Here is a 23352-nt window from a genome sequence, read left to right on the forward strand (position 1 = left end):
GTGGAAATGACCCCGCACGTCACGTCGTGCGCGGCCTCACACGGATGCGCCCGCCGCGGCTTCGACGTGCTGCGCCCACATGCCGTGCAGTGCGTCCTCGAAGTGGCGCGCGAAGCGGGGCGCGTCGCACAGCGGCGACGCGAGCACCTGCGCGCGCAGCGTCGTGCGCAGCGCCGCCAGCCCGGCGGGCTGGCCGACCTGCACGACGGCCTTCGCGACATACGCGTCGTCGTCGTCCGCGATCCACTCGGGCAGCCGCGCCGAATGCAGCAGGCTCTCGGCGATGTGCGACAGGAAGCGCTCGCCGCGCCGGCAAAGAACGGGCACGCCCATCCACAGCGCTTCGGCGGTCGTCGTGCCGCCCGGATACGGGAACGGGCTCAGCATCAGGTCGACGCGCCGGTACGCGGCCAGGTATTCGGCGCGCGGCGAGCGGCCTTCGAGGATCAGGCGCCGCGCATCGATGCCGTGCGCCGCGAAGCGCGCGGCAAGCGCCTGCTGCTCGCGCGGATCGTCGAGATGCTCCGCCTTCACGAACAGCTTCGCGCCCGCGACCGATTGCAGCACGCGCGACCAGACCGCGACGACGTGAGCGGTGATCTTCGCGAGCTTGCCGAAATAGCCGAAGGTCGGATGGCCGTTCGCGAGCATCGGCAGCGCGCCGACGTCGACAGGCTCGGCCGGCGGCGTGAAGCACAGATAGCTGTCCGGCAGATGCCACGGCCGCTCGGTGAAATGCGCGGCCTCGGCGGGCGGCAGCACGTGACGGTCGCCGATCACGTAGTCGATCGCGCGCACGCCGGTGCTCGCGAAATAACCGGGCCAGCTCGCCTGCAGCGGCGCCGGCTTCCACGCGAACAGCGGCAGGCGGTTGTAGACCGTGTGGCCCGCCGCGTCGAGCAGCACGTCGATGCGGTCCGCACGGATGCGCGCGGCCGCCGCTTCGTCGCTCAGGCCGGCAATGCAGGTCCACGTCGCGAAGGCCGGCTTGATGCGGGCGGTCACGTCGTCCTCGACGTCGCGCGTCGGGTACGCATGCATCTCGATCCGGTTCGCGTCGAGATGCTCGAGCATGCTCTCGATGAAATAGCCGACCGGATGCGCCTTCAGGTCGCCAGACACGATGCCGACCTTGAGCGGCCGCCCGGCGCGCGGGGTCAGGTCGACGAGCCAGTCCGTCCACGGCGTCGCGCAGCGCGTGACGACTTCGTCGTAGCGCGCGGCCTCGGCGAGATAGGCGTCGTGGTCGAACGCTTCGCTGCAGTGGCTCGCGAACAGCAGGTTGCTGCGCGGCTCCGGCAGCTCGGGGCGCAGCGCCACCGCGTGCCGGTAAGCCTCGAGCGCGGCCGGAATCTCGTTCACGTCGAACAGCGCATTCGCAAGGTTGTTGTAGGCCTGGCCGTTGTCCGGCTTCAGCGAGATCGCGTGGCAGAACGCATCGACGGCCGCGCGGGCGTCGCCGGCGAGCCGCAGCGCGTTGCCGAGGTTGTTGTACGCATCGACGTAGTCGGGCCGCAGCTCGATTGCGAGACGGAAGCACTCGGCGGCGGCGGCGTGACGATTGTCCGCCTGCATGACGTTGCCGAGGTTGTAGTAGTACATCGCGTCCGGCCTGATCTCGATCGCCGCCATGATCAGGTCGGATGCCTCCTGATAGCGCCCGTACCGATGGCCGATCAGGCCGAGCAGGTGAAGCGCGTCCGCGTGCCGGGGATCGGTGTCGAGGATCTGCCGGTACAGCGTCTCGGCCTCTTCCAGCCGATCGGCCTGATGGTGTGCCAGCGCCTGTTCGATCGTGGCGGCGGCGGGGGAGGTGGGCATCATGAGCTATGTCGTCCTGGTAGCCAATACGGATTCGAATCGCGGCCGGCTCCACTGCGTCGGCGCACGCCTTCGCCCGCGGACGCACGCACCGACGGTCTCCGACGTGTCCGAATTCTCCTCGCGCACGTCGCGTTCCAATCTGGCGAGCAAGTGCTGGAATTGGTCGCTATTCCCGCTACCGCGAGCCGCACCCGCGGGTGCCCCGAATTCGCGCCGGACACCCGCGAATCCATCGAAATGCGGGGTGAAACCACCCGCTAATCCGACATTCGATCCTGGCGGCGCTCGCTAGACTTGATCGCAGAAAGATGTCCGACCTGCGACGCTCGGACGGCTGCGCATTCCGATGCCGCCGCGCCGACGCGCGCTCGTCCGGTCACACCCTTTGTGCCTGGAGCCCTGTGTATGCACGAATCAGCGATCATCACCAACGCAGATGGCGATCAGCTCGCGGCGCGCCGCGAACTGTTCGACCTGATGCAGACCTACCCCGCGACGCGCGAGGAACTGGAACGGTCGCTCGGCCTGTTCGTGCGCGGCTCGCTCCTCGCACGCATTCTCGCGACCTTCGAGATCTATCAAAAAATCGTGCCGCTGCCGGGCGCGATCCTCGATCTCGGCACGTGGCGCGGACAGACCGCCGTGCTGTGCGAGAACTTCCGCGCGATTCTCGAGCCGCTGAACTTCCAGCGCCGCATCCACGCATTCGATACGTTCACGGGCTACACGGGCTTCGCCGAGCACGACACGCGCGACCGCAAGCTGTTCTCCGACGGCACGTACTCGCTGTCCGGCGAGTACGCGGACCTGCTGCGCAAGCTGCTGAACCTGCACGAGCGCAGCAACGCGATGGGGCACGTGCATGACAAGCACCACGTGTGGGAAGGCGATTGCCGCGACACGCTGGCGGCGTTCGACGAAGCGCATCCCGGCGAGATGGTCGCGCTCGCGTGGTTCGACCTGAACGTGATCGAGCCGACCCGGCACGCGTTCGACGCGGTGATGGAGCGGCTGGTGCCCGGCGGCGTCGTCGCGTTCTGGCAGCTTACCCGCGGCGGCCAGCTGCCCGCGGAAGGTATCCATTACCTGCGCGACCTGCTCGGCAACCGTCCGCACCAGATCCACAAGGCGGCGGCCTATCCGTCGCTCTGCTACCTGTCATTCCCCGAAGGCGGGGGCGCACGCAAATGAAGATCGCGATCCTCGGCAACGGCATTCTTGGCCTGATGACGGCCCGCGCATGGCAGCACGCCGACCCGGGCGTCGAGCTCGTGATCGTCGGCCACGCGCATCGGCCCGGCTCGGCCACGCGCGCCGCGGCGGCGATGCTCAATTCGTTCACCGAACTGGAAGGCGATTCGCTCGGCACGCCGATCGACCGCTTCAAGTTCGAGCTGAGCCGCGGTGCGACGGCGGCCTGGCCCGCCGTATTCGCCGAAATCTGCACGCCGGAGCGCGCGATCGCGTACGGCTTCGGCACTTTCGTGCTGAACAACGCGGCGACCGACGCGCTCGACGACGAGAACTTCGCGGCCATGCAGCGGTTCTGCCGCGAATTCGAGGAGCCCTGCGAGGCGGTCGATCCGTCAGGCATCCCGAACTATCATCCGGACCCGCGCTATCGCGCGCTGAAGGCGGTCTTCCTGAAGCGCGAGGGCTGGGTCAATCCGAAACAGTTTCTCGACGCGCTGACCGAGTCGGTCGCACGAGCCGGCAACGTGCGCTTCATCGACGCCGAGGTCGAGCGGCTCGACACCGCGGCCGGACGCGTCACCGGGGCGCGCCTGTCCGATGGCGGCGTGCTCGGCGCGGACCGCTTCATCCTCTGCAACGGCGCCAACGTGACGCGCGTGCTGCAGGCGAGCCTGCCCGAGTTGCCGGTGCAGCGGATGTTCTATGGCATCGGCATGTCGATCGAACTGCAGAGCGCGGAGAACGTGCACACGCACTGCGTGCGCACGACCAACCGCGGCCTCGCGTGCGGCGTGTATTCGGCGCCGTACGGGCCTGACCGGACCCTCGTCGGCGCCAGCAACTACATCAGCCCGGTGCCGCACGAGCACGGCCACGCCGGCAGCGCGTACACGCTGCTCAAGTCGGCGATGGACCAGATCAACACCCGCTTCTCGCGCGCGAACCTGGTCAACGTCAACGTCGGCTGGCGGCCGACGACGTCCGACCTGTATCCGCTGTTCGGCGAAACCAGCGTGCGCGACCTGTGGATTCTCGGTGGCACCAAGCGCGACGGCTTCCACCTGTCGCCGGTACTGTGCCGCGATCTCGTCGCGGCGATGCGCGGCGAGCCGATCGATCCGCGCTACGCGGAACTGGCGCCCGAACGCCCGCTGATCCGCAACATGACGCGCGAGGCCGCGATCGCAAAGACGGTGCGCCATCAGATCAATGCCGCGTACCAGCACGACTTCGTGCCGGCGCGCAACCGCATGGTCGACCAGCTCCGGAACGCGATGCGCGCGGACCTGGAGGCGCTGCACGACAAGCTGGGCGCAACGGACTGGGGCATTCCGCCCGAGCTCGTCGACATGTACCGGTACGGCCACATTCCGGCATGAGCGGTGCGACCATGAACCGCGACGCGAAGCGGGTGGCGATCGTCCAGTCCAACTACATTCCGTGGAAGGGCTACTTCGACCTGATCGCCGCCAGCGACGAGTTCATCCTCTACGACGACGCGCAGTACACGCGCCGCGACTGGCGCAACCGCAACCAGATCAAGACGCCGCAGGGCGTGCAATGGCTGAGCGTGCCGGTGAAGGTGAAGGGCAAGTATCACCAGTCGATCCGCGAAACCGAGATCGACGGTGCCGACTGGGCGCCGCTGCACTGGAAGGCCCTGCAGCAGAACTACGCGCGCGCGCCGCACTTCGCGCGCTATGCGGACGAGCTCGAGGCACTCTACACCGGCCGCACCTACGGGATGCTGAGCGAGCTGAATGTCGCGATGCTGACGTGGGTCCTCCGGCAACTGGAGATCGGCACGCGCGTGTCGTCGACGTCGGACTATGCGCTGCACGGCGACCGCACCGAGAAGCTGCTGAACCTGTGCGTGCAGGCGGGCGCGACCGAGTACCTGTCCGGCCCGGCCGCGCGCAGCTACCTCGACGAGAACCTGTTCGCCGATGCCGGCATCGCGGTGCGCTGGTTCGACTATCCAGCCTATCCCGAGTATCCGCAGCAGTGGGGCGATTTCGTCCACGGCGTGACGGTGCTCGACGTGCTGTTCAACTGCGGTCCCGAAGCGCGCCGGTACGCGCTGACCTCGAAAGATTGAGGTGATGTCCATGAGCGAATCCCGGCATGCGAGCCTGCTGGAAGAAGTGGCCGCGTACTACAGCGCGCGGCTGGCGGAGCACGGCGCGACCGCGCGCGGCGTCGACTGGAACGGCGAATCCGGCCAGTTCCTGCGCTTCGAACAACTGACCAGAATCCTGCCCGCGTCCGGCGGACACTCGGTGAACGATATCGGCTGCGGCTACGGCGCGCTGGTCGATTTCCTGAAGGCGCGCGCGCTGCCGGACGGCTTCGCGTATGCGGGCTACGACATCTCGTCCGACATGGTCGACGCCGCGCGGCAGCGCTACCGCGACGACGCGAACGTCACGTTTCATGTCGGCGCGCAGCCGCAGGCCCCGTCGGACTACGGGATCGCATCCGGCATCTTCAACGTCAGGCGCGGTCACGGCGACGACGCGTGGCTCGACTACATCCACGCGACGCTCGACACGCTGCACGCGACGAGCCGGCTGGGCTTCGCGTTCAACTGCCTGACGTCGTATTCCGATCCGCCGTTCATGCGCCCGGACCTCCTGTACTACGCGGACCCGTGCGCGCTGTTCGATCGCTGCAAGCGCCGCTATTCGCGCCACGTCGCGCTGCTGCACGACTACGGCCTGTACGAATTCACGATTCTCGTCCGCAAGGACATCTGAGCGGTGCCGCGCGCAAGCTGCGCGGCCGAACGTCCCACCCTTACCGCGGAGCCTGACCATGTTCGGCCCACCCAATCTCGACAGCATTCCGTTCGGCCGCCCGTTCGTGGTCGGCAAGGAGCTCTACTACATCGCGAAAGCGGTCGAGCAGGGCGGCCTCGCCGGCGACCAGGCGTTCACGAAGCTCTGCCACCGCTGGCTGGAAGCGCGCATCGGCTGCCAGCGCGCGCTGCTCACGCACTCGTGCACGGCCGCGCTCGAGATGGCCGCGATCCTCGCCGACGTGCAGCCCGGCGACGAAGTGATCATGCCGTCCTACACGTTCGTGTCGACCGCCAACGCGTTCGTGCTGCGCGGCGCGACGCCGGTGTTCGTCGACATTCGCCGCGACACGCTGAACCTTGACGAGACGCAGATCGCCGCCGCGATCACCAAGCGCACGCGCGCGATCGTGCCGGTGCACTACGCGGGCGTCGCATGCGACATGGACGTGATCGGGCAGCTCGCGGCGGACCATGACCTGTGGGTGATCGAGGACGCCGCCCAGGCGCTGCAGTCCACGTGGAACGGCAAGCCGCTCGGCGGCCTCGGCCACCTCGCGTGCCTCAGCTTCCACGAGACCAAGAACGTGATCTCGGGCGAAGGCGGCGCGCTGCTGGTCAACGACCCGCGCCTCGTCGAGCGCGCGGAGATCATCCGCGAGAAGGGCACCAACCGTAGTCAGTTCTTCCGCGGGCAGGTGGACAAGTACACCTGGGTCGACGTCGGCTCGTCGTTCCTGCCGGGCGAGCTGATCGCGGCGTTCCTGTACGCGCAGTTCGAGCACGCGGACGTGATCACCGCGCAGCGGCGCGCGACCGTGCAGCGCTACCAGGACGCGCTGCAGCCGCTGCACGCGGACGGGCTGATCGAGCTGCCCGCGATTTCGCTCGCCGAGCGCGGCAACGGCCACATGTTCTATTTCCTCGCACGCGACCTCGCCGAACGCACCGCGCTGCTGCAGCAGATCCGCGCGGTGGGTGTGAACGCGGTGTTCCACTACGTGCCGCTGCACAGTTCGCCGGCCGGCCAGCGCTACGGGCGCTGCGGGTCCGGCATGGCGGTGACGGACCTCGTCGCCGACCGGCTCGTCCGGCTGCCGCTGTACCACGACATGACCGAAGCCGAACAGGATCGCATCCTCGACGTGGTCTTCGATTTCTACCGCACCCGATAACGATGACGATTCCCCAATCTGGCCTGGCGCACGGCGGTTCGCGCATCTTTACGCGACTCGACCACCCGTACTACATACTCGCGCCGAATTTCCGGCAAACCTCCGGCGGGATCCGCGCGATGCACTACCTGTGCCACGTGCTGAACCTGCTTGGCCACGAAGCGTACGTCTGCACGCCGGTCGTGCATCCCGACCTGCGCACGCCGCCGCTGACCAACGACATCGTGCAGGCGCACGCCCGCGCGAATCGCAGCCCGATCGTCGTCTACCCGGACGTCGTCACCGGCAATCCGTTCAATGCGCGCTGCGTCGTGCGCTACCTGCTGGCCGAGCCCGGCCGCATCAACGGCGAACCGATCGCCCTGCAGCCGGACGACCTCATCTTCACGTTCGGGCCGTCGCTGGTGCCCGAAGAATGGAACGCGGACCTGCTGCGCATGCCGCTGGTCGACACGCGCATCTTCAACAGCGACGGTGTCGACGACGCCCGCCGCAACGGCACGGCCGTCTTCATCAATCGCCACCTGCGGCGCGGCGGCACGCTGCATCCGGTCACCGCCGAGTCGATCGAAATCTCGACCCGCGTGCCGGAACGTTCGGCGCACGAACTCGCGGCGCTGTTCCGGCAGGTCGAGTGCTTGTACACGTACGAATGGTCCACCGCCGTGTTCGAGGCACTGCTGTGCGGCTGCCCGGTCGTGTGCATCATGAATGACGCGTCGCTGTCGGAGCCGACCCGGTGGGTGATGGACGGCAAGGGCATCGCGTGGGGGCTCGACGAACACGAGATCGCCCATGCGAAGGCCACGGTTCACGAAGCGCGCAGCGTCTACCTGAAGGAAGAGGAGACGTTCTGGCAGCAGTTGCAGAACTTCGTCGAGCGAACCCAGGCCCACGCGGACAAGCTCGATGCGCGGGCCGTCGCGCCGGGCGCCGCCGCCCGGGAACAGGCCGCGTCCGCGCCGCGCTCGTGCATCGCGGTCGTCACCGCGGAACCGGCCGACCACGCGCGCGCCAGCCTGCGCTTCGCGCAGCCGTTCGCGCGGCTGGACCGCGAATGGGCACTGACGTTCCCTGTCACGCCAGCCGGCATCGATCCCGACGCGCTGCAGCGCGCGGACCTGATCGTGCTGCAGGGCGACACGCCGGGCCTGCTGTCCGCCGCCACGCTGGAACACCTGTTCTCGCTCGGCAAGCCGGTCGTCCTCGAGATCGACGCGCCGCTCGACACGCTGCTCGCCGACATCCCCGGCGCGGCCGACAACGCGCGCCGCAAGGCGGGCATCCGCAGCGCCGTGCAGCGCGCGCATGCGCTCGTCGTGCCGTCGGAAACGCTGGTGCGGGAATACCGTCACGTCAACGCATCGGTCCACGTGCTGCCGACCGGCGTCGATCTCGAGCGTCTGCACCGCGCGGCGCCCGGCGCGCGTGACCACGTGAACCTCGCGGTTTCCGGCACCGGTCTCGACGGCGTGCGTCTCGAGCAGGTCCGCCTGGCGCTGGCCGAGCTACGCCGCCGATTTCCGGGGAAGCTCCGGGTGTCGTTCGTCGGCGCGGCGCTGCCGGCCGGCTGGGACGGTGAACCGGACGTCACGCTGATCGCGGAGCCTGCCCCTTACGACAGCTACGCCGACGCGCTGAAGCGCGCGGACCTCGACATCGCGCTGGTCGCGGCGCCGGTCACGTTGCGCGACGATGCGCCGCCGCGCGCATGGCTCGAATGTTCGGCGGCCGGCGCGGCCACGGTGCTCGTCGCCACGCCGGCCGAAGGCTGCCCGGTTGTCCACGGCCGCACAGGCTGGCTCGTCGCCGACACCGCCGACGCGTGGGTCGACGCGATCGCGCACCTGATCGAGCATCCGCACACCCGCTCGCAACTCGCCGCGGCCGCGCAGGATGCAATCCGCGCGCAGCACGACATCGGCCGCAACGCCGCGCGCCACGGTGCGCTGTATGCGCGGCTGCTGGCGGAGAACCGCACGCTGGCGCCCGTCGCCGCGACCGCGGACGCCGCACCGCGCCGCAAGCGCCTGATCGTGTATTCGATCGATCCGGACGCATGCGCGTCGTCGCGAATTCGCCTCACGCTGCCGTTCGGTCTGCTGAGCGACGAATGGGAACTCGTCCCGGGCATCCGGGACGGCCAGATCGACAGCAGCGTGCTGGCCACGGCCGACGCCGTCCTGCTGCATCGGCTGACGCCCGGCCTGCTGACGGGCAACGACCTGTACACGATCTTCAAGCATGAAAAGCCGGTGATCTACGAGACCGACGACCTGCTAACCGACCTGCCGGCCGCGCATCCGCTCGCCGCGCAAGGCGGGATGGCCCGCGCGGGGATCGAGCTCATGCTGCGCAACGCAGACGCCGTGATCGTATCCACGCCGTTCATCGCCAGCCGCTACCGGCTGTCGCACCCGCGCGTTCACGTGCTGCCCGACAGCGTGGACTTCGACCGGTTCTACCGCCCCGTGACGGCGCGCGACGACGACTGCGTGACGATCGGCGTCGCCGGTGCGTCGCTGCGCGCCGACAACTTCGCGCTCGTCGACGCGGCGCTGCACGCGATCTGCGCACGCCATCCCGGCAAGGTCAGGGTGAGTTTCGTCGGCGCGGACGTCCCGCCGGGCTGGGCTGGCCACCCGGCCGCCGGGTGCGAGCCCGAGCTTCACGACTACGACGCGCACGCACGACGCCTGCGGGAACGGTGCTGGGACATCGCGCTGCTGCCGCTCGCCGACCATGACTACAACGCCTGCACGAGCACGATCCAGTGGCAGGAATACGCGGCGGCCGGCATCGCGTCGATCGTCAGCGACCGGCCAGCCTATCGCTTCGCGCTGCACGACGGCTGCGACGGCCTGCTGGTCCCGGATGCGCCGCAGGCCTGGGTCGACGCGCTCGACCGGCTGATCGCGAATCCGGCGCTGCGCCGCGGGCTCGCGCGCACGGCGCAGGCGAAGGTCCGCAAGCATCACGCGCTGCAGCAGGCGCTGCCGCGCTATCGCCATGTGTATCAGCAGTGCATCGACAAAGGCGCGGTCGGCCACCCGCCCGCCCGGCCGGATGCGCCGATCGCCGGCGCGCTGATTCTGGACGCCGAAGGCGACCTCGACAAGGTCCGGCTGAGCCTGCAGGAAATCGCAAGGCGGCCGGAACAGGATCTGCTGGCGGTCGTGCTGACGACGTCGCAGGCGCCGCTTCCCGAATGGACCGACAAGGTGCGCTATCTGCACGCGCCCGCGCACGAGTACACGGCCACCGTCGAGCACCTCTGCGCACTGCCGGCGTTCGACTGGACGCTGATCGTCGAGGCGGGCGACGGACGTGCTGCGCAGGCACGAACGCCCGCCGATGCCGCGATCGCGTAGTCCGGCGCGCGCCGTGCCGCTTGCGCGATGCTGGCGGCCCGGCGCGCTGCCCCGGCAGTGCGCCCTGTGCTCAGTTGCTCGAACAGCCGCCGCAACTGCTCGAGCTGCATGAGCTCGACGAACTGCAAGAACTCGAACTGCTGTCCCCGGCGGCCAGAGCCAGCCTTTGCGCTGCAACGCCACGGCACAGTCCGCTTCGCGCCACGCGAGACGCTGACGAAACGCGTGGCAGCTCGTCTCCCCGCCGGGTTTCGAAAGGACCGGTTTGAGCTTTCGTTACAAGCAAGCCGGCGTCTTCTTTGATGCGAGTTCGTTGCCTTGCAGGTGTCGATGCACGTAGCGGGGCGGGCGGCCGTAAGAGCGAAGGCCGCCGGGGACTACCACGGGAAAACTGTCCAGATACGGACTGATATCGACGGGAAAGCAACCAATTCATGTCGAAAACGACACTAATTGATTATCCGCAGGGAGTGTGCAGTTATTCAATTCCTGTCGCTCGCAGACAGGCAATTCTTGGCGCGGAAAGACCGAAAATCCCCTGTCCAGCCCACGCCCACGCCTGCCATCCCAGCTATTCGTGTCGTGCGTGTCTACGGGCGCTTAATCGTTGCATGGTCGAGACCCAAATTCAGCCGAGGGTGCTGGAGTGTGTTGACACGACGCTCCGACCGGGAACCGAGCCTCTCCTCCGAACGCAGCCCGAGCCGTTGCGCGCAGTCGTATGCAGGGACTACGCCCGGCGTTTCAGGGGCTCGCTCTACAATCTGACGACCAACCGATGATTCATCTTTACGATTCACGCATTGAAAAAATCGAGAATGCTCGATATATGGCACTTGCCTACACGCCAAACATATGCTCATATATAAATAAAATCCAACTCAATTACAGAGCAGACTATCTATGCGCTTCGTTTCAATGTTACGCGTTCAGCAGGGTCAACCACGACTCGTCCCTGACCCATTGGAACCGCGGTTCGACCTCTCCGTATTTCTTGCAGCCTTTGAGGCAAATCATGATGGGTCTGCGGAGGACTTTCAAGCACGTAGATTCGGAGAGCTCATTGCGTGGCGGGCAAAACGTCTCTTTGACACACTTGATGACGTAGAGAAAAGGTGTCGGCGTTTTAGCTATGATGAGGTAGCAACAGCGGTGGCAATCTTTACGCATAGGCAGCAACTTACGTTGTCTACGGAATATGCAGACGCACTATCCAATGTCACTGAAATTACTCGCGATGCCTTATTCACGCTGCGAACCGCCACTGACCACTGCGGAAACTCCTATACCCCGCCAGAAATATTAGAGGCCACAATTGACAGCGTTCGACATGTTCTCCGTCACACGCATGACAGAAAAGGGTTTGGCGGAACTGGTGACAACCCAGAATCCGCAAGCATTGATGCCGTGTTACCGGTAGTTATCAGACTTGGTTACTTGTTCGAATCTCTCCGAAATCTATGGCATTCCGTTCTGTGGGGCAGCGCTCACGCCTATGTAGGGCCCAACCCGCCACACAACTATGCCATTGATAAAACAGCCTCTGCTTTGGAACTAATGGCATGCGTCGATTTGCAGAGAAGACAGGTTGTAATCGCACGCGACGTAGACGAATTCACTGATTTTGACCTTCATCATCAGCTGGGTAGACGCCAAATTCTCGCACTAAATCGAATAGGTTCAGAAGAATCGCGCCTAGTAGCCACCACAATCGATGCATTGCCTGAGGAGCAACGGCAAGTTGCGTTGGAGCTTGCAATTTTACAGGCCACACAAATCAACCTTCACGTTAAATTCTTTTTGGAAAAATCCCATCCATCATTGAAAGAACTTACTTACCAAAAAGTTCTTGACGCTTGGTATTGCATCGCACTTTTGACGACTGACGATTTTATTTACTTCAAAAGGGCATCTGAGGAAAATCGGTTGAATGATAGCCTCCCCCTTACAATTCTACCAGCCGAACAACTTTATCAAGCCTTATCTAGGGTTATAGATGTCCAACCTCAAGAGGCAAAAGCGATTGTCAACTTCCTAACATACAAGGGCGGGCGTCAGACTATCTGGACCCGGCCGCTTCTCGAAATCGGCGCCGGCCTGATACCGCTTTGGCAACCGCTTCAAAACGGCCACCTCATGAGACTTGTGGCAGATTGGGGGACGTCTGACACGGAAAGTGGTGTCAGGTTTTCCGACAAGGGGCACAAATACGAGGATGTCGTACACCTTGCGCTAGATGCACTGGCCCGTTTCGGACACCCAGCCATAGGGCGTCCGGCGATGCACTACATACCGCTTGGACCACGGCTACCCGTTCCCGAGAAGGCGGCAGACGGAAATGAGGTCGGTGATGTCGACGCCGCAATTATTTCTGGCACAACTCTTTTCATTCTCGAATGTCTAGCAATCGGATATCCAGCCGAGCCCTATGAGTTTTGGTCTGCTCACGAAGCACTTCAGGACAAGATACATCAAGTTATGAGAAAGAGAGAACATCTCGTTTCGAATCCCAGCGTTATCGCGTCATGGCTTAGGCGGATACAAGCGACAGAAACTCCCCCCAAGATTGAAAGAGTCGTGGCTCTTGTGGTGTCAAATTCATTTCTTCTAGAGGGGGAACGTACCGAAGAGCCTTACTTCGTGCACGCGGATACACTGTTCAATATTTTGCTATCTGGCAGCAGTATCTTTGGAGGGGGATTTGACGCGGAAGGAAGGGAGATAGAATTTCATGTGGACTTTCGCAGCGAGGGGGTACCCGATGCGGATGCCATCATCATGGCAGTGAAGAACCCGCCCAAGCGAGAATCGTACGGAGCTTGCGTCAAGCCGTTGGATATGGAAATCCCTCCATTTGACGAAACTGATTCGGCAGGCCGAGTACGCAGTCCGGTCGTCGAGATGCCTAGCAATACTCGAGAAATCGAAGCCCTCATCAAGCGTTGCAGTTTCGCTCAGCACACCAGGCGAGTAGTGAAGCCTGTGAAAGTGTAGTGCCCCTCACTTGACCCGGCTCAGCACGCTCGATGGGACCTTAAGCTACCTGCGGTAGACTTACGGCAATCCACACGCCCGGCACGATTTTCGTGTCGCAATCGGCGCGTCGAAAATGGGCATGCTGTACGTCTTGCTGGCGCCCACAACGCGTGCACGACCTCTGCTTGCCCTTTGTGTGTCAGTCGAAAGAGTCCCGCTTGCCACGCTGCGCGGTGGGCAGAGTCCAGACGGGATTGCCCCATACGCCCTGCACGCTTACCAGATGCCGGTCTCGTACATTAGAATCGCACAACGCTTACCGGGGAATGGTCCAAATGACAAGTGATGCAAGGGTGAAACCCGTCTTGAGATGGGCGGGTAGCAAACGGCAGATTCTTCCGAAGTTAACGAGCCTGACACCCCTGATTCAAGGACGCTACATCGAACCGTTCTGTGGCTCCGCATGCCTCTTTTTGGCCCTGAATCCGGGTCGAGCACTGCTCGGTGACGTGAATCCGCATCTTGTTTCCGCCTACGGAGCGCTACGAGCCTCTCCGGATACAGTCGCATCCTTCCTGGCTCGCTGGAGCGTCGACAAAGAGACGTATCTCCACTTGCGCGCGTTGCCGATGGGTACAGATGCAGCATTCGACGCTGCAAAATTTCTCTACCTGAACCGCTATTGTTTCAACGGCGTATACCGAGAGAACCGTAATGGTCAATTCAATGTTCCATTTGGTGGGTATCGCACAGGTCCGCTCCCCAGTGTAGAGGAGCTTCGCCAGTTCTCCGCGCGCCTGCAGAACGCGGAGCTGTACTGTGGAGATTTCGCCCAGGCGGTCCGGGGCACGACCGAGAACGATTTCATCTACCTCGACCCTCCGTACTACTATGGCAGCGTTCGCAACCGTGGCGAATACGGCTGGAACGCCTTTTCAGACGATGATGTCGAGCGACTGATTGACGAGGTCCGTTCGGCGGACGAGCGTGGCGTCCGGATTTTGATTTCCTACAACCAGGCGCACACGCTACGCAAGGCCCTCCCGGGCTGGCACCTGACATACGCGCCGGTACGCCGGAGCATCGCGGGGTTCTCGAAAGGTCGGAAGTCCGTACGCGAGTACCAGCTCCGCAACTACGAGTAGGTGTGGACGGATGAGCCAGCAACCTATCACGTTTGCGGTCTTGAGCGACCTGCACGCTGCCCCAAAAAGCAGTGACCCGAAAGGAACTGAAGTCAAGCTTTATTCTGACGCCGACGGCTTCGGCCAGCACGATAATCCGTTGTCGTCACTCTACGAACTAGTTGGCCGCGAGAGCTTAACCGCCGACTTCGTTATCTGCCCGGGAGATATGACGAACCGAGCCGATGGTGGCGCACTGAAGTTCGTTTGGGAGCAGTTGCATGTATTGAAGCAAAAGTTGGGGGCTCAAGAAGTAATTGCGACGGTCGGCAACCACGATGTCGACTCTCGCGGCCACAACGAAGGAACAATTCCCCGTGAAGCGCTGATGCGCTTGCTGCCGCGATTTCCGATTGCCGATGACGCGTTGGCCGACCACTTCTGGGCTCATGGCTATTTTTTGACGACCATTGGACGGGTACGCTTTTTGGTGCTCAATTCCTCTTGGTTGCATGAGCATCGTGACGAACTGGAGCGTGGTGCGGTTACCGGCTATACCCTCGAGAAGCTGCGGCGAGACCTCGATGGGCAGCAAGGCTCAGAGTTCAATGTTGCGGTATGTCACCACCATCCCCACGTGCACAGCGAACTTGACCTTGGTGGCGATATCATGCTCAACGGCCAGAAATTGCTCGATACGTTGTCGAGTAATGGGGCGTGGCTCGTCATTCACGGCCACAAGCATCACCCGAAAATTGAACTCGCTCAAGGCGAGTTTCAGCAACCCGTGGTGCTCGCGTGTGGAAGCTTCTCCGGACGACTCGAGGGTGCAAACGCGTCCGTGTCGCGGAATTATTTTCACTCGGTTCAGGTTGAGCGATTCGGTATCGACGACGAATTGCGCGGCGTCGTCAAGTCCTGGAATTGGGTCCAAGGCTATGGCTGGAAAGACTATGGCAATGCCAATGTCACTTTCCCAAGCCGCTTGGGATTTGGATTCGAAGGTAGCGTGCAGCAACTTGCACGCGCCGTCGTTGATTCAATGGGTGCACACCAATTGGTGAAGTGGGACGAGATGCTGAAATTGCAGCCGGACTTGGCTCACCTCACACCGCGCAAATTTAATGCACTGAGCGGCACGCTCAATACGAGGCATAACATTGTCATCACGTGTGACGGTACCGGTCTTCCGTACGAATTCGGCGTGAGGTCAACGTGACAAAAATCGAGCGCGTGAGCCTGTCAATCAATGCCGAGGCATTCAATGCGAAATACCTTGGGCCAGCCGAGGTCGCGAACGGCTTCGTCTATTCTTCACACTTCGAAAGGTTAGCAGGAGACTATCACGCGGTTCTCATAGGGCCGCGAGGTAGCGGGAAGACGACTTTGCTGAAGATGCTGCAGCCAAGCGCGCTCGCAACTTGGACGGGGCCGAAGGCGGATGCCTTCCGGTCTGCGGTCAAGTACAGCGGCGTGTTTATTGCGTCCGATATAAGCTGGTCGAAGCAGCTTAACTCTCTCGGATATGGAAAGCTAAACGAGCAAAATCATCGGACGCTTGTTCTCGCCTGCTTCACTACACACGTGATTCACGCGGTGCTGGAGACAATGGCTGCACGCGCGAATTCAGACTATACGTACCGTGCAGTCGTGCTCAATAGTGACCAGGAGGCATTGCTGGCTCGAGAGCTTGCCACGGCGCTACGGGTAAAGCCCGAGATTCCGAGTCTTCTGGCCGTCCGTCAATCGCTGCGGAATCGCCTGTCGGACATTCGTTTGCTGGCAAATTCCTGCAGCCTGCTCTCGCATGCACAATGCTCAGAGAAGCTTGCGTTGTTGGACTATCTCCATCTCGACTTCCTTGATATCTGCTCAAATATCTGTGCGAGTTTCAATGAGGCGGTCGGCGAGACTGGGGCGCGGTGGAGCCTTCTGTTTGACGAGCTGGAGACAGCGCCAGATTGGATTGTCGACCAGTTGTTCTCCGCGCTTCGTATGTCGGACCCGCGGCTCTATCTCAAGCTCGCTATTAGTCCAGTATCTGCTACTGCATATAGAGCGCTCTTCAAGCAGGACGGCGCTGCTCTCGGTCACGACTATCAGCAAATCCGCCTGTGGTACTCCGACCGTACAGACTCGAAGACTTTCTGTCGTGCGCTGTGGGCTTCCCTGACGCAAAAGCACGGCCTGAGAATCACAGCCGAGGAGGCGTTGGGACGCTCGGTGTTCGAGCCGAAAGACAATCGCGGAGTGCGCCGCCGCAGTCCTTACAGTCCAGGTGAGCCTTGGTATAAGGTCTTTACATCCCTTGAGAGGAAGGACCGTTCGTTTTCCAGTTTCCTGAAGCAGAAGAGCATCGACCTATCCGCCGCGGAGAGCCTTTGGGCGAGCAAGAGAGACAGCGTTCTTCGTAAGGCTGCACCTGTCGCGGCAGTTCGTGACTTTTTCTTGCACGAGTCCAAAAAGGGCGAGGTAGCTGCGCGTCAACGAAAGACGCTCGAGCTTTATGCTGGGGCCGACTCGATTTTCGCCATTACGGAGGGCAATCCTCGGTGGTTCATCAGTCTTGTTTCACCACTTATCAACTTTCTTGTCGAAAGTGGTGAGCGAAGAGTTCCTGGGTCCGAACAGGCGAAGGAAATTGACGCCGCGGCCGACAGGATGATTGCGCTTCTAAAGACGATTCCTGTAGAGCACACTGGCGCTCAAGGTGACGAATTGCCGCTGGACGCGCTTTTAGAGGAAATCGGCTCCCGGTTGCATGCCGAGCTTGTCGAGCAGCACTTCAGCATTGACCCAGCACAAAGTTTCATGGTGGACGAAAACGTCTCCGAGAGAACTCAGGCCCTATTGGCTTCTGCGGTAAATCGCGGGGCGGTCATGCTCGTCGATGAGTCATCTTCGAAAGCGATTGTCGGCGAGATGCTCAACGCGAACTTGCGATTGAGTTTTCTGCTCGCGGCAAAATATGGGTTGCTCCTTCGCAAAGGAAAAACTGTTCGCCTCTCGAACCTCCTACCGCGTCGTGAGCGCCAGCCTGAGAGGCAGGGGAACGGGCAAACCCAACTCTCATTTGATATGGATTGAAATGCTCACACTGACTTCGATTCGAAATGTTGAGAGCAAACCTTCGGACGACATCGACGTATTTATCGCCGCATGTGGCTACGAAGGTCGTGCCCGGGCAGCCGCCCGGGAATTTCACGAAACTGCGAAGAAGAGACTAGCCATTGGCTTCGTGTCGCAGCGTGAACTCGAATATGAGACAAACAAAGCATGGTTCGAGAGCGCAGGCTTTGATTTGATTGAGGTCGATGACGACGCATTTCGAGAAACGCTCGACCAGTATCTACGCCATCAAGCACGGGACGGCGGCATACGAAAGGTGGAAGTCGATATCTCGTGCTTCAATCGCTTCCGCTTGGCCCATCTAGTTGATGCACTGCGCGCCCTATCCAGTACCGAGGTGACCGTCACATTTCGGTATTCCATCGCTGAATTTACGCCGCCGGTGGAAGACACTGCGCCTACCGTCACAGTGGAACCCGTCATTCCACAGTTTGCTGGCTGGACAACCCGGCCGGACCGGCCGCCGGCTGCCATCGTGGGCCTTGGCTACGAGCCGAACAAGGCTATTGGAATTGTGGACCATCTGGAAATCAACAACGCCACGTGGGCCTACTATCCGCTCGGGCCAATTCCTGAGTATTACCAGCAAGTCCTAGCGGCAAACCAGTCCTTGCTCGACATCATTCAGGCTGACGGGCGGTGTCAGCCGTATGACCTAAACGAACCTGCTCAACTATTCCACGAGATGAACTCGCTCGTCGATATGTTGAAGCCACACTTCAATGCGGTGCTGATTCCATTCGGCCCGAAGCTTTTTGCCTTGGTCACGCTCCTGGTCGCCAGCTTGAATGATGATGTTGGGGTCTGGAGGGTAAGCAGCGGTTCGTTGGAGGCTCCGGTTAATCGCAAGCCGTCGGGACACATTGTGTCTGTCTCTGTAATTTTTCGCGCAGCACACTGAAAGCAATAACAAATTCGTCAGTGGATTGAGTGGCCGGCGTGCCTCTTCACCGCGCCGGCGACAAGAAGCTCATGCTCTGCGTTCAAGCTCCCCGAGCGCGGGTTGGGAGCGATATGCGCCTGACCGGTCCGGAGCGAACACTTCCGGCATGCGCTCGCCTTGTCGCACCATAGAGCCTGGAACGTGATGCCCTTGCGCTTTCCAGATGCCGACCAAATTTCTGCGTTCGCTCTCGCCCACGCTGAACCAGCAACTCGTGCATGCCGGGCAGGAGCGTGTGCGCCGCACCGCAAGGGAATTGGAAGATTTAAAGTTCGACGAGTTTCGGAAATCGTTCGACGCTATTGTCGCGAAACAGGAAAAGCCCGTGAGACGGCGAATACAGCAGGATGTTTTCGAAAGGACCGGTTTGAGCTTCCGGTACAAGCAAGCCGGCATCTTCCTTGAGCGAGTGCGTTGCCTTGCAGGCGTCGATGCAAGCAGCGAAGCGGGCGGCCGTAAGAGCGGAGGCCGTCGCAGACGACGACAGGAAAATCGTCCAGCTATGGACTGATATCTATGGCAAAACAACCAATTCGTGTCGAAAACGACATTAATTGGTTAACTCCACAGGAAGGAAACCGCTGAGAGCCTGACTAGACTTGGCGCGCCCGGCTGGGATCGAACCAGCAACCCCTGCCTTCGGAGGGCGGGAAATCGAATCCATGACGATCTGACAACATCCAAAACAGCGCGATAACTTTATGATTTTATTGAACAACCAGTATATTGCCGTCCAGCGAGATCCGGCCTAAAATTTCCGTACCATTTCCGTACGAAAATCATGGCCACCTCTATCGTCAGCAAGACCGCACGCGACAAGCTGCCTCCACGCCGAGAACCGTACTTTGCTCGGGTTCAATCCGGTCTCTACGTCGGGTTCCGAAAACTCGCGGAGGGGGATGGGACCTGGATTGCTCGCAGGCGCAACGAGGCTGGCAAGCAAGAATACAAGGCGCTCGGTACACTCTCGAGCTTCGATGAGGCAGTGAAAGCTACCCTCGAATGGTCAAAGGCTGCCGATGCCGGCGTGTCCACCAAGACCACGAGCATCAAGGACGCCTGCGAGCACTACGTCAAGCATCTGGGACTGCACAAAGGCGCCTCCAGCAAATCAGACGCCGAGGGCCGTTTCAAACGGCTCGTCTACGACAACAAAATCGGCCGTATCGATCTGTCAAAGCTGCGGACATCACATGTGAAAGACTGGCTCGCCGAGCAAATCAGAGAGATCGAGGAATTCGCCGAGGACGAAGACGACCTCCGGCGGGCCAAGGACTCGGCGAACCGCAACCTCGCGTCGTTGAAAGCTGCCCTGAATCTGGCACTACATGACCGTCTCGTTGCGACCGATGCGGGATGGAAAACGGTGACGAAGTTCAAAGACGTCGGGCGTCGTAGGCAGTCGTTCCTTCCGGCAGAGCAGCGTAATGCCTTGATCGAGGCGTGTGCCGAAGATATTCGGCAACTGGTCAAAGCCATGTTGTTCACAGCAGCTCGCCCAGGCGAACTCGCACGCGCCTGCGTCAAACATTTCGATCGGCAGCAAGGCACGCTCATCCTCGATGGGAAAACCGGACATCGCGTCGTCTCTCTGTCGTCGGCCGCCATCCGCTTCTTCGAGAATCAGACCACGGGCAAAATCGCCAACGCCCCTGTCTTCGCGACGGAGTACGGGCAGCCTTGGAACAAGGACTCGTGGAAGAAGCCCTTCAAGGACGCGGTCAAAGCCGCTCAGCTTCCCCCGTCTGTCGTCATGTACTCGCTTCGCCACACGGCGATCAGTGAAATGATCGCGAGCGGCATCGACAGCTTTGAGGTAGCCAGGATGGCCGGAACGTCGACTGATATGATCGATAAACATTACGGACATTTGCGGCATGACCGGATGCGGGCAAAACTCGACGCGATCGCGATTATCTAGCAAAAAGGGTTCGATCGAGGGTGACAGAACCGGCCCGCGCCGACGGGGCCGGCTTAGGGCGAGGCGTCGGGCCCTGTTGTCCATGTCACGCAATGACGACTGCCTTCGCTTTCGCGCCCGAAAAACGATGCGAGCCGACAGCCTCGAGGCCAACGCGCTATCTCCCGATAGCGTCTCCCCTCTACCGCCGGTTTCGCACTTCGTACCTTCCGCAAGCCTCCGTCCCCGACGTCTCCTGAATCTCGCCAAGGGCAGCGCTACCCGGATGCGGCACGTTGAAACTGCCGATGTTGACAGGGTCACCCAGGAAAACCCGATGTGCTACATTCCTCCGACAAAAAAGAGAGAGGGCATGCATTATGGGTTTTTCATTCATTCGCGAGGGCGACACGACGTCGCACGGTGGTCGAGTGCTTGCGTGTTCGCCGGAGAATAAGTCGGACGGAGTTCCCCTCGCGCTCTTGGGCGACAAGGTGTCGTGTCCTAAGTGTGGCGGGATCTATCCCATCGTCGGGGTCAAAAATCTCGGCGTGACGTTCGACGGTCGGCCCGTTGCCTCCGAAGGCGATACGACCGCTTGTGGCGCAACGCTTATCGCGTCGCAGAACAACACGACCGCCGAGCCGACGTCCGGTTCCGGAGGTGCTGTCGGCGGTGGGAAAAGCGTTGTCTCGGAAACCACCCCTCAGACGCCATACCGGGGACGATTCCAGGTCCTCGACGACGTCACCCGCCAGCCGGTCGCCGGCCACCCGTATACCGTGCGCGCCGCCGACGGACGTGTGGTCCATGGGAAAACAGACGCCAACGGGTTTACGGATTGGCTCAACAACCATGACGCCTCGTCCTTGACGTTCGAGCATCCGGGGAGCATGTCCGCATGAGCGACTACGGTCCGGGATCCTCGACCGGTGGGGTCTCGCCCGAGGGGCAAACGAATCAAGTCGGGGTCAACAGTCGCTTGTCGGCGAAAGACCGCGCGGTCCTTTGCACCGTCCTTTGCAAGTGCAAAAACATCGGTGTAGCGACGCGCAACGGTCGTATCCAGCGCCAAAAATGCGTCCAGCAGCGCCTCGATTTTGCGAACGGACTGTCGCGCGTCGAAACGGGTGCGCCGACGGTCTACAAACCGGAGCAGACGTACAACATGAAAGCGGCCCCGCCGGAGCCTGTGACGGACCCGGACGATCCGTTGCGCCCGAATCCGGACATTCGCCAATGGATCGAGGACTTTTGGCCTGGCGGGCGCAAGACGTATAAAGCCGGGAACGGTAACTTGCGACGGCCGGACGTCGTGATCGTGAACGATCCCGAGCAGCCGCCCGTTCAAAGCAACATCAAGCAGGTTGTAGAGTTCAAGTTTCCGCCGGACGACTATGGTCGTAATCAGGAGCGGGATTACATCCGCATTGCAGGCGGCCGTTCGAAGTTCGTGTCGCTAGGCCCCGCAGAGTGCGGATGCGGTGATGATACGCAAGACGGCGAGACGTCGACGCAGCGCCAGCCCAAGACTTCATCCTCGTCGGACATGGACGAACTGCTTGGTGGGGGTGGAAAGAGCGGGAGCGTCTTTCCGGACATTCCGGGTGGTGGCGGACTGCCTCCAACGCCTGGCCGACTCCCTCCGCTGATCCCGTGATGTGGCATGTGATAGAACACCCAAATGACTGAATCCGAAATCAAGGCGTGGGTCGCAGACGAGCGCCGCGCCGACACGCTGCCGTTCGGGGTGTACGAGCCCGCATACCAGAAAGCGATCACCGGTGCCGCGCTGGTGGTGCGCGGTGTCGTGTATTTCCGTGACGGCCACTCGCCCGCCGTACGCGCCGCGATCGTCAAGTGCTTTGAGCAGTACCGCGCGACGATCGAGGAGTACACCCAAGCGCTGGCCCGTGCTCTCGGAGAAACGCCTTCGAAGGACGGTCCGCTGCGCTGGTTCTATACGGAGGGCGAGCAGCCCATGCCGCTCGACAAAGCGCCCGGTCTTGCGGACCTGGCGAAGACGGTTCCCGCCGACGAAGCGCTGGTCGTGCAGGTCACGAGTGCTGAGCACAAGCTCGCGACGGGGTTCTACGAATTCGCCGTTTTTACGATCGCCGATTGGCAAGCGAAGCTCGGACGCGGAATGGACGTGATCGACTTCACAGTCCCGCGCGCCTTCCTCGAACACCGTCCCGGCGTGTTTCAGGCGCTGTTCGCCGGGTTCTGCGAAGCCCTGCCCACAGTCTCCGGTCATGCGGGATTTGCTGTCAACGTGCCGCCTATGGGACGGGAGCCAAACGAAGCGAGCGAGTATTTTTACGCGCGCCGCTACGGTCCGGGGATCGACGTGGGCGACCCGATGGGCGTGAGCACTGTCGACCTGGTCGGGAAGATCAAGACGGTCGATTGGCTTGTCGCGCTGGACGGGGACCTTGTGCGCGCAGCCGGGGGAGTCGCGTCGCTGACGCTGCCGCCCGACTGGTACGTGCGGCAGCCGTTGAGAGACGGTGGCTTAATCATTCAAGCGGGCGCAGCCCCGCAATCCGGTGTGTCTGCTGGGCCGGGGAAGCCTCCTCTGCCGCCGCCGGCGTATGTGCTGCTCGACGCGGCGCTACGCCCCATCATCGCGGAAGCGATGGACATCCTGCAAAGCGGCACGCTCGACAGCACAGCGCCGATGCTCAACACGACCATCGCGACCGAAGCCTGGCTGAAGCGCTTCGTTCTGCCGCCCGACAGGCTGGCCGAACAATGGCGCGAGCTGCACAAAACACCGACTGTCGGTAGCAGCAAAGCGGCGGTGCCCCCCCACCTCGCGCGGCTTCGGAAGGCCATGGGACTACACAAGCCCGTACCACCGAACGGATTCGGATACGACAACTGATTGGAGCAACGCACTCACCGAGCACTCTCACC

Annotated in this window: 17 protein-coding genes and 1 tRNA gene; 16 read left to right on the plus strand and 2 right to left on the minus strand. The window is 62.1% G+C overall.

The features are described 5' to 3' along the window. Nucleotides 1-36: 36 nt before the first annotated feature. Nucleotides 37-1824, minus strand: coding sequence for an O-linked N-acetylglucosamine transferase, SPINDLY family protein (locus KPB06_RS33415; RefSeq protein WP_059580644.1), 1788 nt, complete (start codon nucleotides 1822-1824; stop codon nucleotides 37-39). 405 nt (nucleotides 1825-2229) lie between these two features. On the opposite strand from KPB06_RS33415, the gene KPB06_RS33420 reads away from it, so the two are divergent. The 12 genes from KPB06_RS33420 to KPB06_RS33475 all read left to right on the plus strand — a co-directional run bounded on the left by KPB06_RS33420 (nucleotide 2230) and on the right by KPB06_RS33475 (nucleotide 19044). Next, entirely contained in the window at nucleotides 2230-3015 is a 786-nt protein-coding gene (locus KPB06_RS33420; protein ID WP_059580641.1) for a class I SAM-dependent methyltransferase, read from the plus strand. Next, nucleotides 3012-4397 (plus strand): NAD(P)/FAD-dependent oxidoreductase, encoded by a 1386-nt coding sequence (locus KPB06_RS33425; protein WP_124864330.1) that lies wholly within the window; start codon nucleotides 3012-3014, stop codon nucleotides 4395-4397. Before KPB06_RS33420 ends, KPB06_RS33425 begins: the two co-directional genes overlap by 4 nt. Then, a complete protein-coding gene (locus KPB06_RS33430; RefSeq protein ID WP_089464449.1) occupies nucleotides 4394-5116 on the plus strand; it encodes a WbqC family protein in 723 nt (240 codons plus the stop codon). The genes KPB06_RS33425 and KPB06_RS33430 overlap by 4 nt, the downstream gene beginning before the upstream one ends. Before the next feature lie 10 nt (nucleotides 5117-5126). Then, nucleotides 5127-5774, plus strand: a complete 648-nt coding sequence (locus KPB06_RS33435) for a class I SAM-dependent methyltransferase (RefSeq protein WP_059638422.1) — start codon at nucleotides 5127-5129, stop codon at nucleotides 5772-5774. Nucleotides 5775-5832: 58 nt separating this feature from the next. Continuing rightward, nucleotides 5833-6990, plus strand: a complete 1158-nt coding sequence (rffA, locus tag KPB06_RS33440) for a dTDP-4-amino-4,6-dideoxygalactose transaminase (protein ID WP_060008829.1) — start codon at nucleotides 5833-5835, stop codon at nucleotides 6988-6990. 2 nt (nucleotides 6991-6992) lie between these two features. Beyond that, entirely contained in the window at nucleotides 6993-10361 is a 3369-nt protein-coding gene (locus KPB06_RS33445; RefSeq protein WP_059580629.1) for a glycosyltransferase family protein, read from the plus strand. A 903-nt stretch (nucleotides 10362-11264) separates the two neighbouring features. Beyond that, complete coding sequence (locus KPB06_RS33450; RefSeq protein WP_146075156.1) at nucleotides 11265-13355, plus strand: hypothetical protein; 2091 nt, start codon at nucleotides 11265-11267, stop codon at nucleotides 13353-13355. 317 nt (nucleotides 13356-13672) lie between these two features. Next, complete coding sequence (locus KPB06_RS33455) at nucleotides 13673-14482, plus strand: DNA adenine methylase (protein ID WP_196485223.1); 810 nt, start codon at nucleotides 13673-13675, stop codon at nucleotides 14480-14482. A gap of 10 nt (nucleotides 14483-14492) precedes the next feature. Next, nucleotides 14493-15680, plus strand: a complete 1188-nt coding sequence (locus KPB06_RS33460) for a metallophosphoesterase family protein (RefSeq protein ID WP_059580624.1) — start codon at nucleotides 14493-14495, stop codon at nucleotides 15678-15680. After that, nucleotides 15677-17548, plus strand: a complete 1872-nt coding sequence (locus KPB06_RS33465; protein WP_059580622.1) for an ORC-CDC6 family AAA ATPase — start codon at nucleotides 15677-15679, stop codon at nucleotides 17546-17548. Before KPB06_RS33460 ends, KPB06_RS33465 begins: the two co-directional genes overlap by 4 nt. A 1-nt stretch (nucleotide 17549) precedes the next feature. Next, the gene (locus tag KPB06_RS33470; RefSeq protein WP_059580619.1) at nucleotides 17550-18491 is read left to right on the plus strand and encodes a hypothetical protein; all 942 of its coding nucleotides are present in this window, start codon (nucleotides 17550-17552) and stop codon (nucleotides 18489-18491) included. Between the two features lie 205 nt (nucleotides 18492-18696). Beyond that, nucleotides 18697-19044, plus strand: a complete 348-nt coding sequence (locus KPB06_RS33475) for a hypothetical protein (protein WP_226094247.1) — start codon at nucleotides 18697-18699, stop codon at nucleotides 19042-19044. Between the two features lie 89 nt (nucleotides 19045-19133). Here the strand turns inward: KPB06_RS33475 and KPB06_RS33480 are convergent. Next, nucleotides 19134-19225, minus strand: a tRNA-Ser gene (locus tag KPB06_RS33480). Between the two features lie 89 nt (nucleotides 19226-19314). Between KPB06_RS33480 and KPB06_RS33485 the strand changes: the two genes are divergently transcribed. The 4 genes from KPB06_RS33485 to KPB06_RS33500 all read left to right on the plus strand — a co-directional run bounded on the left by KPB06_RS33485 (nucleotide 19315) and on the right by KPB06_RS33500 (nucleotide 23320). Continuing rightward, nucleotides 19315-20454 carry a tyrosine-type recombinase/integrase gene (locus tag KPB06_RS33485; RefSeq protein ID WP_275920567.1) on the plus strand — a complete coding sequence of 380 codons (1140 nt, stop codon included), beginning with the start codon at nucleotides 19315-19317 and terminating at the stop codon, nucleotides 20452-20454. 359 nt (nucleotides 20455-20813) lie between these two features. Further along, nucleotides 20814-21338, plus strand: a complete 525-nt coding sequence (locus KPB06_RS33490; RefSeq protein WP_275920568.1) for a PAAR domain-containing protein — start codon at nucleotides 20814-20816, stop codon at nucleotides 21336-21338. Continuing rightward, nucleotides 21335-22093: a VRR-NUC domain-containing protein gene (locus KPB06_RS33495; protein WP_275920569.1), complete on the plus strand. Its 759-nt coding sequence runs from the start codon at nucleotides 21335-21337 to the stop codon at nucleotides 22091-22093. The genes KPB06_RS33490 and KPB06_RS33495 overlap by 4 nt, the downstream gene beginning before the upstream one ends. A 24-nt stretch (nucleotides 22094-22117) precedes the next feature. Continuing rightward, the gene (locus KPB06_RS33500) at nucleotides 22118-23320 is read left to right on the plus strand and encodes a DUF3396 domain-containing protein (RefSeq protein WP_275920570.1); all 1203 of its coding nucleotides are present in this window, start codon (nucleotides 22118-22120) and stop codon (nucleotides 23318-23320) included. Nucleotides 23321-23352: the final 32 nt, after the last annotated feature.

This window comes from Burkholderia semiarida, from assembly GCF_029268935.1.
In the GTDB taxonomy this organism is placed as follows: Bacteria; Pseudomonadota; Gammaproteobacteria; order Burkholderiales; family Burkholderiaceae; genus Burkholderia; species Burkholderia semiarida.

What these genes read in the sequence shown, in the direction of transcription:
- KPB06_RS33415 (WP_059580644.1), bottom strand. Translation starts at nt 1,824, where the DNA reads ATGATGCCCACCTCCCCCGCCGCCGCCACGATCGAACAGGCGCTGGCA.
- KPB06_RS33420 (WP_059580641.1), top strand. Translation starts at nt 2,230, where the DNA reads ATGCACGAATCAGCGATCATCACCAACGCAGATGGCGATCAGCTCGCG.
- KPB06_RS33425 (WP_124864330.1), top strand. Translation starts at nt 3,012, where the DNA reads ATGAAGATCGCGATCCTCGGCAACGGCATTCTTGGCCTGATGACGGCC.
- KPB06_RS33430 (WP_089464449.1), top strand. Translation starts at nt 4,394, where the DNA reads ATGAGCGGTGCGACCATGAACCGCGACGCGAAGCGGGTGGCGATCGTC.
- KPB06_RS33435 (WP_059638422.1), top strand. Translation starts at nt 5,127, where the DNA reads ATGAGCGAATCCCGGCATGCGAGCCTGCTGGAAGAAGTGGCCGCGTAC.
- rffA (WP_060008829.1), top strand. Translation starts at nt 5,833, where the DNA reads ATGTTCGGCCCACCCAATCTCGACAGCATTCCGTTCGGCCGCCCGTTC.
- KPB06_RS33445 (WP_059580629.1), top strand. Translation starts at nt 6,993, where the DNA reads ATGACGATTCCCCAATCTGGCCTGGCGCACGGCGGTTCGCGCATCTTT.
- KPB06_RS33450 (WP_146075156.1), top strand. Translation starts at nt 11,265, where the DNA reads ATGCGCTTCGTTTCAATGTTACGCGTTCAGCAGGGTCAACCACGACTC.
- KPB06_RS33455 (WP_196485223.1), top strand. Translation starts at nt 13,673, where the DNA reads ATGACAAGTGATGCAAGGGTGAAACCCGTCTTGAGATGGGCGGGTAGC.
- KPB06_RS33460 (WP_059580624.1), top strand. Translation starts at nt 14,493, where the DNA reads ATGAGCCAGCAACCTATCACGTTTGCGGTCTTGAGCGACCTGCACGCT.
- KPB06_RS33470 (WP_059580619.1), top strand. Translation starts at nt 17,550, where the DNA reads ATGCTCACACTGACTTCGATTCGAAATGTTGAGAGCAAACCTTCGGAC.
- KPB06_RS33475 (WP_226094247.1), top strand. Translation starts at nt 18,697, where the DNA reads ATGCCGACCAAATTTCTGCGTTCGCTCTCGCCCACGCTGAACCAGCAA.
- KPB06_RS33485 (WP_275920567.1), top strand. Translation starts at nt 19,315, where the DNA reads ATGGCCACCTCTATCGTCAGCAAGACCGCACGCGACAAGCTGCCTCCA.
- KPB06_RS33490 (WP_275920568.1), top strand. Translation starts at nt 20,814, where the DNA reads ATGGGTTTTTCATTCATTCGCGAGGGCGACACGACGTCGCACGGTGGT.
- KPB06_RS33495 (WP_275920569.1), top strand. Translation starts at nt 21,335, where the DNA reads ATGAGCGACTACGGTCCGGGATCCTCGACCGGTGGGGTCTCGCCCGAG.
- KPB06_RS33500 (WP_275920570.1), top strand. Translation starts at nt 22,118, where the DNA reads ATGACTGAATCCGAAATCAAGGCGTGGGTCGCAGACGAGCGCCGCGCC.